Origin of the sequence: Pelomonas sp. Root1444, from assembly GCF_001426885.1 — a bacterium.
Classification (GTDB): domain Bacteria; phylum Pseudomonadota; class Gammaproteobacteria; order Burkholderiales; family Burkholderiaceae_C; genus Pelomonas.
In genome coordinates this window covers 1,209,996-1,221,093 of sequence record NZ_LMFP01000003.1, presented here as the reverse complement: position 1 = coordinate 1,221,093, position 11,098 = coordinate 1,209,996, and the positions used below count along the sequence as shown (strand labels likewise).

Here is an 11,098-nt window from a genome sequence, read left to right as displayed (position 1 = left end):
CCGGCCTGGTGGCCGCGGCGGCTCAGTTCTGCGGCAGGAAGCCGTCGACCGACAGGTAGCGTTCGCCGGTGTCGTAGTTGAAGCCCAGCACGCGGGCACCGGGCGCGAGGTCGGGCAGCTTCTGCGCGATGGCCGCCAGCGTCGCGCCGCTGGAGATGCCCACGAGCAGGCCCTCCTCGCGGGCGCAGCGGCGCGCGTACTCGCGCGCGGCCTCCGCCTCCACCTGGATGACGCCGTCCAGCAGCGCGGTGTCCAGCACCGTCGGGATGAAGCCGGCGCCGATGCCCTGGATGGGATGCGGGCTGGGCTGGCCGCCACTGATGACCGGCGAGGCGCTGGGCTCCACCGCATAGACGCGCAGCTGCGGCCAGGCGCGTTTGAGCACTTGCGCGCAGCCGGTGATGTGGCCGCCGGTGCCCACGCCGGTGATCAACACATCCAGGCCGTCGGGGAAGTCGCGCAGGATCTCCGCGGCGGTCGTTTTCGCATGGACGGCCGGGTTGGCCCCGTTCTCGAACTGCTGCGGCATCCACGAGCCCGGGTGCTGCTCCAGCAGCTCGCGCGCCCGCGCGATCGCGCCCTTCATGCCCTTTTCGCGCGGCGTCAGGTCGAAGCTCGCGCCATAGGCCAGCATCAGCCGGCGGCGCTCGACGCTCATGCTGTCGGGCATGACGAGGATCAGCTTGTAGCCCTTGACCGCGGCCACCATCGCCAGGCCCACACCGGTGTTGCCCGACGTCGGCTCGATGATGGTGCCGCCCGGCTTGAGCAGGCCCTGTGCCTCGGCGTCCTCGACCATGGACAGCGCGATGCGGTCCTTGATGGAGCCGCCCGGGTTGGCGCGCTCGGACTTGACCCACACCTCGGCGCCCTTGAACAGGCGCTGCAGGCGGATGTGCGGCGTGTTGCCGATGGTGTCGAGGATGCTGGCGGCTTTCATCGAGGGCTCCTGTTCGCGTGAGGGGGATGAGTGTGCCAGCGCTTGCGCTACTTCTTGCGGGGCGGCGGCAGCGCTCCGTCGCCCTGCTGCAGGCGGCCGTCGCGCATCAGGCGCACGCCGGCGGCGACCGCGCGCGCGGCGCGCCTGACCTCGTCCTGCACGGCGGTGTCGGCGTCCAGCGCCTCGTGGCTGGTCGCATAGGGTTCGTAGTAGCCGACATAGCGGTCCAGCCGCGCGCCGAAGCCGGCGTCGATGAGCCCCATCCAGTCCAGCCAGTCCGACAGCGCCCGGCGCGTGCCTTCGATGCCGGCCACGTCGCCATGCACGACGACGCCGTAGACGCGGCCGGCCAGGTGCTTGGGGTAGTCCCAGCCGCGCAGCTCCATCTGGCGCGCCAGCTCGGCCTTCTTGCCCTGGGTGGATGTCGGGTCGGGGTTGCCGCCGTCGGCGCAGACGAGGCGGTCCATCATCAGCTTCAAGGGGCTGCTGGCCTGGTACCAGTGCACCGGCGTCAGCAGCAGCACGCCGTGCGCGCGCACCCAATGCTCATAGATCTCGGCCATCCAGTCGTTCGTCTGGCCCGCCGCATGGTTGGGGTAGCAGCTGCAGGGCCAGTGGCACAGCGGCATGGCGGTGGACACGCAGCCCTTGCAGGGGTGGATGTGGCGGTCGTAGTCGGACGTGAGCCGGCTCAGGTCCAGCACGTCGACCGCCATGCCCTCGGCTTCGCAAGCGGTGCGGGCCAACTGCGTCATGCGCCAGGTCTTGGACATCTCGCCAGGGCAGGTGCCGTCATTGCGCGGCGAGGCGTTGATCAGCAGCACGCGCGACGGCGTGGCGCGGTCGGCCCAGCGGGCCTGCGCATCCTGCAGGCGCAGGTGCAGGTCGCGCCATTCGCGCGACAGGTCGTAGCTCGGGTCGGCAAAGCCGGCGCCGGCCTTGACCGTCAGCGGCGCCTTGCGGCCTTCGTCGAAGGCCTCCCAGGCGATCTGCTCCAGCCGCACGAGGGCGTCGCGTTCGGCGTCGAAGGCCGGGTCCACGAAGCGCTGCCGGAAGCGCTCGCCGAACTGCTGGCGGGTCAGGGCTTGCGCCTGGCCGGTTCTGACCGGGGATGTCATTCACGCGCCTCCGTTGCGCCGGTTTGGCGCCCCGGCCAATGTAGCGAGTGGGCGCGTGTGCGTCTGCAACGATAATCCGCCGCGTGAAGCAAGCCAGACCGCCGCTGGGGCAAGCATGGAAACATGGCCCTGGAGGAAGGTCCGGACTGCAAAGAGCGACGTAGCGGGTAACGCCCGTCCACCGCAAGGTGCGGATCAGAGCCACAGAGACGAGCCGGTTAAGTCCGGAGTGAAACGCGGCAATCTCTACGTGCAGCAACACCAAGTAGGCCAGCGTTGATGCGGCTCGCAGAGCTGGCGGGTAGGTGGCACCGAGCCGGGCAGCGATGCCCGGCCCAGAGGAATGGCGGTCACATCGCCCAACCCGTTAGGGGCGGGCGGTGCACAGAATCCGGCCTATCGGCTTGCTTCACTTTTTTCTTCCGGCAGGGTGGGCGGCGTGTCGATAGACTGCCCGCTTTGCCCCACCCGCCATGAACCCCGACGCCAGCCGCCTGTGGCGCGCACCCCGCTGGGCCCTGTCCGTGCTGCTGGCCTGCCTGGCCATGGTCGGGCCGTTCTCCATCGACACCTACCTGCCGGCCTTCTCCGGCATCGCCGCGGCACTGAACGCGACGCCGGTGGAGATGCAGCAGACGCTGTCCGCCTACCTGTTCGGCTTCGCGGTGATGAACCTGTTCCACGGCGCCTTGTCGGACTGCTTCGGCCGCCGGCCCGTCGTGCTGATCGGTCTGGCGGTGTTCACGCTGGCCAGCGTGGGCTGCGCGGTGGCGGGCTCCATCGGCCAGCTGGTGTTCTGGCGCACGGTGCAGGGCATGTCGGCCGGCGCGGGCATCGTCGTGTCGCGGGCCATCATCCGCGACATGTTCCCGCCGGCGGACGCGCAGCGCGTGATGTCGCAGGTCACCCTCTTCTTCGGCGTCGCGCCGGCCATCGCACCGATGGTGGGCGGCTTCCTGTTCGTGCATGCCGACTGGCATTCGATCTTCTGGTTCCTGACCTTCGTCGGCGCGGCGCTGTTCGTCTCCAACTGGCGGCTGCTGCCCGAGACGCTGCACCCCAACCTCGTCCAGCCCTTCCATGTCGGTGCGCTGATGCGCGAGTACTGGCGCCTGTGCAGCAGCCCCAAGTTCATGATGCTGGTGCTGGCCAGCGGCATCCCGTTCAACGGCATGTTCCTTTACGTGCTGGCCGCGCCGGTGTTCCTCGGCGAGCACCTGCACTTCGCGCCGCAGCAGTTCTTCTGGTTCTTCCTGTGCTCCATCGGCGGCATCATGGCCGGCGCCGCGGTCAGCGGCCGGCTGGCCGGCAAGATGTCGCCGCAGCGCCAGATCATGCGGGGCTTTCGCATCATGGTGGCGGTGTCGACGCTGAACATCGCGCTCAACCTGTTCGCGCCGCTGCACGCCTTCTGGGCCTTGCCGATGGTCGGCCTGTTCGCCTTCGGCTGGGCGCTGATGGTGCCGGTCGTGACGCTGTTGGTGCTGGACCAGGTGCCCGAGCGCCGCGGCATGGCCTCGTCGCTGCAGGCCTGCATCGGGTCGGCCGCCAACGGCCTGGTCGCCGGCGTGCTGGTGCCGCTGGTGATGCACTCCACCGTCGCACTGGCCGTCACGTCCGCGGCGCTGATGCTGATCGGCCTGGCGGCCTGGTACGGCGTGCGCCGCTCGGTGGCGGCGGGCTGAGCGCTCAAGCCGCCCGCCGCACTGCCGAAATCCACGGGATGAAGATGAAGACCTCTTGGCTGATCGCTGCGCTGCTGGCCGCCGCGGCCGCCCGTGCCGAAGACACCAAGGAGCCGGCCGAGGTGCTGCGCCAGCGCCTGGCGGAGCGGCTGGCCACCAAGCCCGAAGGCGCGGTGGCGGCCAAGCCCGCGGCCAGCCCCGCCAAGCCTGCGCCGGCCAAGCCGCCCAGGCCCGCCAAGCCCGCCAAGCCCGCCCACTGGGGCTACACCGGCGACATCGGCCCGGACCGCTGGGCCGAGCTGGCGCCGGAGAACAAGCTGTGCGCCGTGGGCACCCGCCAGAGCCCGATCGACATCCGTGACGGCATCGCGGTCGACCTGGAGAAGATCGCCTTCGACTACCGCGCCAGTGGCTTCACGGTGCAGGACACCGGCCACACGGTGCAGGTCAACGTCGCCCCCGGCAGCGGCCTCACGGTGATGGGCCGGCGCTATGAACTGGTGCAGTTCCACTTCCACCGGCCGAGCGAGGAGCGCGTCAACGGCCGGCAGTTCGACATGGTGGCCCACCTGGAGCACAAGGACGCCCAGGGCCGGCTGGCCATCGTCGCCGTGCTGCTGGAGCGCGGGCCCGACGACAAGCCGCAGCCGCTGATCCAGACCGTCTGGGCCAACCTGCCGCTGGAGCGCGGCGACGCGCTGGCGGCGCAGGTGCAGATCGACCTGAATCAGCTGCTGCCCGCGAACCGCGGCTACTACACCTACATGGGCTCGCAGACGACGCCGCCGTGCCAGGAGGGCGTGCTGTGGATGGTGATGCGCCAGCCGGTGCAGCTGACAGCCCAGCAGATCGCGGTCTTCGCGCGGCTCTACCCGATGAACGCGCGGCCGCTGCAGGCCGGCTCGGGCAGGTTGATCAAAGAATCTCAGTAGGCGCTTGCCTGGCGCTCGGCCCGAAAGCCTGCGGGCTCAGGCCTTGCCCTTGCCGGTCGTCCGCGCACCCGACAACCAGTCGTACAGCGTCGCGAACAACTGCTCGGCGACCACCGGCTTGGCGACATGGTCGTCCATGCCGGCGTCCAGGCAGCGTTGGCGCTCTTCGTCGAAGGCATTGGCCGTCATCGCCAGGATGGGCAGCGCCGCGCCCTTGGCGAGGCGGCGGATGGCGCGGGTCGCGTCCAGGCCGTCCATGACCGGCATCTGCACGTCCATCAGCACCAGCGCATAGTCGCCGGCCTGGACCATGTCGACCGCCTGCCGGCCGTCGACGGCCACGTCCACCGTCAACCCGGCGCTGCCGATCAGCGCAACGGCGACCTCCTGGTTCACTGCGTTGTCTTCGGCCAGCAGGATGCGGCGCGGTTGGCTGCGGGCCAGCTCGGCCAGCCGCTCGCGCGCGGAATGCGGGCGCGGCGGCGCGGCGGGCGGGGTCTGCACCTGCGTGGTCGCCTCCACGGCGAGCGCGAACCAGAAGGTGCTGCCGCCGCCGAGCGTGCTGTCCACGCCGACGTGCCCGCCCATCAGTTCGGCCAGGCGGCGGCAGATGGCCAGCCCCAGCCCGGTGCCGCCGTAGCGGCGCGTGGTTGAGCTGTCGGCCTGCTCGAAATCCTGGAACAGCCGCGCCTGCGCTTCGGCCGCGATGCCGATGCCGCTGTCCTGCACCTCGAAGCGCAGCGTCAGGCGCGGGCCCGTGGCCTCGCCGTCGAGCCGCGCGGCCAGCCGCACGAAGCCGCTCTCGGTGAACTTGACCGCGTTGCCGGCGAAGTTCAGCAACACCTCGGCGATGCGCTGCGGGTCGCCGAGCAGCAGGCGGCCGCTGAGGGCGGGCGCGATGTCGGTCTCGACCCGCAGCCGCTTGGCAGCGGCCGACTGCGCGGTCATGTTGGCGACGTTGTCCAGCACCTCGTCGACCGTGAACGGGCGGCGCTCCAGCTGCACCTTGCCGGCTTCGATCTTGGAGAAGTCCAGCACGTTGTTGATGACGCTCAGCAGGTGCTCGGCCGCGTTGGCCACTTTCTGCAGGCGCTGCTGCTGCGCCGGCTCGACGGCGTCGCTCTGGGCCAGGTAGGTCAGGCCGATGATGGCGTTCATGGGCGTTCGGATCTCATGGCTCATGTTGGCCAGGAAGGAACTCTTGGCCAGGCTGGCGGCCTGGGCGGCCTGGGTGGCCTCGGCCAGTTCGGCGGTGCGCGCTTCCACCAGCTCCTCGAGGTGGTGACGGTAGCGCTCCAGCTCCAGCGCGTCGCGGCGCTGGCGCGAGATGTCGGTCAGGAAGCCGTGCCACAGCACGTTGCCGTCGGCCTCGCGCTGCGCGATGGCGTTGCCGTAGATCCACCGCACGCTGCCGTCGGCCTGCGGCGTGCGGAACTCCTGCTGCCAGGGGCTCAACGAGCGCGCCGATGCCAGCAGGCCTTCGCGCACCAGCGCGCGGTCGTCGGGATGGATGCGTTCGAACCAGGCCGCGGCGCTGCGGCCGAGTTCGCTGCTGTCGAGCAGGAAGTATTCGCGCACCGCCTCGCTGACGTACGAGAAGCTGAACTCGCCATCCACTGCCAGGCGCAGCTGGTAGACGACGCCCGGCACCGTCTCGGCCATGCCGCGCAGCCGCTCGATGAGGGCGCGCTGGGCGTCGAACTGCTGCTGCAGGGCGTCGCGCATGTGTTCGAGGTGGCCGCCCAGCAGGCCGATCTCGTCCTGCCGCGTGTGCTGTAGCTTGGCGTTGAAACGGCCGCCTGCGAGGTCGTTGGCGAAGTGCCCGAGGTCGCGCAGCGGGCGGAACAGGCGCGAGTTCAGCAGCCACAGCACCAGCGCCAGCGACACCAGCAGCTGGCCGCCGACGGTGGCCCCGTAGAGCCAGCGCTGGCGCAGCACCGCGGCCGTGCTGAGGTGGTCGTCGATCTCGATCTGGAGGTGGCCGATGCGCGTGGCGCCGCGCAGGATGTCGCGCTCGCCGGTCAGCGTCTGGCCCAGGCGCCGCTCGGGCAGGTGGTGCTCTATGAAGGGCAGGCCCTGGGACGCATCGCTGACGGTGACGCGCACGACCTCGGGCGACTTGACGATGGCCGACACCACCTCCCGCGCCGCGACGGCGTCGAGGTTCCACAGCAGCTCGGGCAGGCTGCTGGCCAGCACGTCGAGCTTGGCATCGAGGTCGCGCTGCAGCGACTGCTCGGCCACCTTGGACTCGCGCAGCCCGATGAACAGACCGCCGACGATCAGGGCCGGCAGAAGCAGCCCGATGCTCGCGCCTAGGGCCAGCGCGGCAAACAAGGAGGAGGAGGGCTTGCGGCTCAAGATAGGGTCATGCTGCCACAGCCCGCGACATCGTCACCCACCGCAACACGGCGCGGGTGTCAGCCCTTGCCGAGCAGTGCCGGCTTCAGCGAGGAATCGACCGGCTTGTCGCCCAGCCAGATCTTCAGCACCGCGTTGTAGAAGGCGATGTCCTTCAGCGGCTCGCCGATCGGCTTGCCGTTGAACGTCATGACGGTGCCGGTGTCGGGCACCCAGTCGACGTTGATGACGTCACCCTTCTTGGCCTGCGGGATGTTGACGAAGGCCTCGCCGAACTGCGCGAGCTGGTTGACGAACTTGGAGCGCTCGGCCTTGTCGGTGTTGGCCGTGATGCCCGTCAGGAAGGCCTGACCCAGTTCCTCGCCGGTCACCTCGCGCAGCAGGCCCAGGCTGAAGCGGCGCGGGCCGGGGCTGTCGAGCACGCCAGCGGGCGTGTCCTTCTTTTCAGGCAGGTAGAGCACCAGGGCATAGACCTTGATGACGATGCGCGTGCGCACGCCGGCGCCGTTGACCTTCAACTCCTTGCCGGCGACCTTGACCGTGTCATCGAACTTCAGGCCGCCGACCTCGATCGCCTGTGCGGCGCCGCCCAGGCCGACGGCGAGGGCCAGGCCGGCAATCCAGCGGATGGCGTTGTGCGTCTTCATGCAGTCTCCTGATCTTGGATGTGGGATGTGGGCGCGCCTCAGTGCGCTGCTTCCAGCTTGAAGAGGCTGACGACTTCTTCGAGGCCATGGGCCTGGGCGCGCAGTGAATCGGCGGCGGCGGCGGCTTGCTCCACCAGCGCGGCGTTCTGCTGTGTGCTCCTGTCCATGTCGTGGATGGTATGCGTGACGCGTTCGATGCCGGAACTCTGTTCGGCGCTGGCATGGGTGATCTCGCCCATGATGTCAGTCATCCGTTGCACGCTCGCCACCACGCCCTGCATGGTGTTGCCGGCCTGGGCGACGAGCTGACTGCCCAGAGCCACTTTCTCGACCGAGTCGCCGATCAGGCGCTTGATCTCCTTGGCGGCTTCGGCGCTGCGGCCGGCGAGCGACCGCACCTCGCCTGCGACCACCGCGAAGCCGCGGCCCTGCTCACCGGCGCGCGCGGCCTCCACGGCGGCGTTCAGCGCCAGGATGTTGGTCTGGAACGCGATGCCGTCGATGACGCTGATGATGTCGACGATCTTCTTGGACGACGCGTCGATGCTGCCCATGGTCGTGACCACCTTGGCCACCACCTCGCCGCCTTCGGCTGCCACCGTGGACGCCGCCTGCGCCAGCTGGTTGGCCTGCTGTGCGTTCTGCGCGTTCTGCTGCACGGCGTCGGTCAGCGTCTGCATGGCCGACAGCGTCTGCTCCAGCGACGCGGCCTGCGCCTCCGTGCGCACCGACAGGTCGAGGTTGCCGCTGGCGATCTCGCTGGACGCCGAGGAGATGGACTCCGTGCCCTCGCGCACCCGGCCGACGATGCCCTTCAGGCTCTCGTTCATGTCCGACAGCGCCTGCAGCAGCTCCCCGGTCTCGTCGCGGCTGCGCACCGCGATCTCGCTGGTCAGGTTGCCCGAGGCCACCTTGCGTGCCACGCTCACCGCGCCGCGCAGCGGGATGACGATGCCGCGCGTGATCAGCAGGCCGGTCAGCACGCTGGCGGCGATGGCGGCGATCGCCAGGCCCAGCAGCAGCAGCGCCGTTTTGCGGGCGACCTGGTTGGACTTCAGCCCGGCCGCTTCCATCTCCGCGTTGCGGGTCTCGACCAGCTTGTCCAGCGCGGCCATGTACTTGCCCTGGGCGGCGCGCACGGAGAACTGGTACTTCAGCGGCGCCCCTTCGGCATCGCCCGACGCCACCGTCTTCACGAAGGCGGCCTGGCCGGTCAGGAACCGGGCGCGCGCCTCCTTGACCGCCTTGAGCTGCTCCTGGCTGGCCGCGTCGGTCAGCAGCGGCTCCAGCTCGACCATGGTCTTCTCATGAGCGGCCATCAAGCTGGCGGTCGTGTCCAGCTCCTTCTTGATCTGCTCCTCGCCGGTCATGATCAGCGTCGTCATCATGCTGCGCGAGGCGTCGCCCAGCTCGGCCTTGGCCTTGTTGGCCAGTGCCACGGCCTTGTAGTCGCTGCTGATCAGCTGGCTGATCTCGCCGTTCAGCGTCTGGATGCCGAAGTAGCCCAGCCCGGCCATGGCCATCAAGCAGGCGATCACCACCATGAAACCAGCGGTGAGCCGTTGCCCGATGCGCATATGGGACAAGAACGTCATGAAAGCAGCCTTGGGTGTGTGGTGAGGCGGGTGCCTCGGCGCGCGGCGTTCCCACCGCATGCCGATGAAACAGCATGAAATTTCAGCAGAAATTCCGGCGCAGCCGACCGCGCGGACGGGCAAACGAGACACCCGGCTGTGACATGTGCGGCAAAACCGGCTGAAGGCGCGCGGGCGGTCGAGGCGGTGCGCGGCGCGTTTGAAAGCCTGGGCGCGCTCACGCTCATTTGCCACGCACTTCAAGCGCCACTTCGCAATGTCTAGGCAAGTCCTTATTTATGAAGGATATTTTCGCGGCGGGCTGGATATTTTCACAGCCATGGCTAAGTGCTTGATTTCATTGAAAAAACTTGTGCGCAATGTTGACCCCGGGGGTTGCAGGGCTTAAAGTGGGATGAAGTGTCGTTTCGTGGTGAAAAGTGTCGGAAATCGTCTTTCAAGGAGCCTCCAACTTGGCGCTGGACGCCAAGGGGCGCCTGAGCGTTCCAACGCGGCATCGCGAGGTGTTGCAGCTGCTCTGCCAGGGGCGGCTGACCGTCACCAAGCACCCCGACGGCTGTCTCATGCTCTTTCCCCGCCCCACGTGGGAGCAGTTCCGCGACAAGGTCGCCGCGCTGCCCATGTCTGCGGCCGGCTGGAAGCGTGTTTTCCTCGGTAACGCGATGGATGTCGACATCGACTCGGCGGCGCGGGTGCTGATCTCCCCGGAGTTGCGCAAGAGCGCCGGGCTCAAGAACGACGTGATGCTGCTGGGCATGGGCAGCCACTTCGAGCTCTGGGATGCCGAAACCCATGCCGCCCACGAGGCCGAGGTGATGGCCGGCCCGCTGCCCGACGCGCTCAAGGACTTCAGCTTCTGATGGGCGCCGAGATGAATGACAGCGCCGAGTTCCGCCACACCACCGTGTTGCTGGACGAGGCGGTCGACGGCGTGCTTGCGCGGCCGGACGGTGTCTACGTGGACGGCACCTTCGGCCGCGGCGGCCATTCACGCGCGTTGCTGGCCCGGCTGGGCCCGGCAGGGCGCCTCATCGGCATCGACCGCGACCCCGAGGCAGTCGCCGCCGCCGCGGCCATCACCGACCCGCGCTTCACCATCGTGCACAGCGCCTTCGCCGACATGGCCGACGCGCTCGCCGACATCGGCGTGCACCAGCTGGACGGCGTGCTGCTGGACCTGGGTGTTTCAAGCCCGCAGATCGACAACCCGGAGCGCGGCTTCAGCTTTCGCTTCGACGGCCCGCTGGACATGCGCATGGACACCACCCGTGGCCAGAGCGCGGCGGACTTCCTCGCGCGCGCCGACGAGCGCGAGATCGCACAGGTGATCAAGGACTATGGCGAAGAACGGTTTGCTGGCCAGATTGCAAAGGCGCTTGTTGCTCGCCGAGAAGCCGGTGCGCCGCTCACGCGCACCGACGAACTGCGCGAACTCGTGGCTCGCACGGTCAAGACCCGTGAGCCCGGCCAGGACCCGGCCACGCGCACCTTTCAAGCTCTTCGGATTCACGTCAATCGAGAGCTGGAGCAGCTTGAGCAAGGGCTGAACGCAGCGCTGCGCCTGCTCGCACCGGGTGGCCGGCTGTCGGTCATCAGCTTCCATTCGCTCGAGGACCGGCGCGTCAAGCAGTTCATCGCTGCGCACAGCAAGGCGGAGGTCGACCGCCGCGCGCCATTTGCGCCGCCGCCCGAGCTGGCGCTGGTGTCGCTGGGCCGCGTGAAGCCCAGCGAGACCGAGATCAGGGCCAACCCCCGCTCGCGCTCCGCCGTGCTGCGCGTGGCCGAGCGCACCGATGCGCCGTTGAAAGGCTGAGGGCCGG

Annotated in this window: 9 protein-coding genes and 1 other RNA gene; 5 read left to right on the top strand and 5 right to left on the bottom strand. The window is 69.0% G+C overall.

Annotation, left to right across the window (positions count from 1 at the left end):
* Positions 1–22: 22 nt before the first annotated feature.
* On the bottom strand, positions 23–940 hold the full coding sequence (gene cysK / locus ASD35_RS08355) for a cysteine synthase A (RefSeq protein WP_056874383.1): 918 nt from the start codon (positions 938–940) through the stop codon (positions 23–25).
* Positions 941–987: 47 nt separating this feature from the next.
* Positions 988–2,058 (bottom strand): flavodoxin family protein, encoded by a 1,071-nt coding sequence (locus ASD35_RS08350; protein WP_056874382.1) that lies wholly within the window; start codon positions 2,056–2,058, stop codon positions 988–990.
* An 85-nt stretch (positions 2,059–2,143) separates the two neighbouring features.
* Between ASD35_RS08350 and rnpB the strand changes: the two genes are divergently transcribed.
* The 3 genes from rnpB to ASD35_RS08340 all read left to right on the top strand — a co-directional run bounded on the left by rnpB (position 2,144) and on the right by ASD35_RS08340 (position 4,675).
* Positions 2,144–2,473: RNase P RNA component class A (gene rnpB, locus ASD35_RS09305), an RNA gene on the top strand.
* 58 nt (positions 2,474–2,531) lie between these two features.
* The gene (locus tag ASD35_RS08345) at positions 2,532–3,743 is read left to right on the top strand and encodes a multidrug effflux MFS transporter (RefSeq protein ID WP_056874381.1); all 1,212 of its coding nucleotides are present in this window, start codon (positions 2,532–2,534) and stop codon (positions 3,741–3,743) included.
* Positions 3,744–3,781: 38 nt separating this feature from the next.
* Positions 3,782–4,675 carry a carbonic anhydrase gene (locus ASD35_RS08340; RefSeq protein WP_082579998.1) on the top strand — a complete coding sequence of 298 codons (894 nt, stop codon included), beginning with the start codon at positions 3,782–3,784 and terminating at the stop codon, positions 4,673–4,675.
* A 36-nt stretch (positions 4,676–4,711) separates the two neighbouring features.
* Here the strand turns inward: ASD35_RS08340 and ASD35_RS08335 are convergent, their stop codons facing one another.
* The 3 genes from ASD35_RS08335 to ASD35_RS08325 are packed head-to-tail and all read right to left on the bottom strand — an operon-like array spanning position 4,712 to position 9,278.
* Complete coding sequence (locus ASD35_RS08335; RefSeq protein ID WP_082579997.1) at positions 4,712–7,036, bottom strand: ATP-binding protein; 2,325 nt, start codon at positions 7,034–7,036, stop codon at positions 4,712–4,714.
* Between the two features lie 59 nt (positions 7,037–7,095).
* On the bottom strand, positions 7,096–7,683 hold the full coding sequence (locus ASD35_RS08330; protein WP_082579996.1) for a chalcone isomerase family protein: 588 nt from the start codon (positions 7,681–7,683) through the stop codon (positions 7,096–7,098).
* Positions 7,684–7,721: 38 nt separating this feature from the next.
* Positions 7,722–9,278, bottom strand: a complete 1,557-nt coding sequence (locus ASD35_RS08325) for a methyl-accepting chemotaxis protein (RefSeq protein ID WP_235538274.1) — start codon at positions 9,276–9,278, stop codon at positions 7,722–7,724.
* Between the two features lie 428 nt (positions 9,279–9,706).
* Between ASD35_RS08325 and mraZ the strand changes: the two genes are divergently transcribed.
* Together mraZ and rsmH are read left to right on the top strand one after the other, a co-directional pair.
* Complete coding sequence (gene mraZ, locus ASD35_RS08320) at positions 9,707–10,138, top strand: division/cell wall cluster transcriptional repressor MraZ (protein WP_056874654.1); 432 nt, start codon at positions 9,707–9,709, stop codon at positions 10,136–10,138.
* Between the two features lie 11 nt (positions 10,139–10,149).
* The gene (rsmH, locus tag ASD35_RS08315) at positions 10,150–11,091 is read left to right on the top strand and encodes a 16S rRNA (cytosine(1402)-N(4))-methyltransferase RsmH (protein ID WP_056874653.1); all 942 of its coding nucleotides are present in this window, start codon (positions 10,150–10,152) and stop codon (positions 11,089–11,091) included.
* The last annotated feature ends 7 nt before the right edge of the window (positions 11,092–11,098 follow it).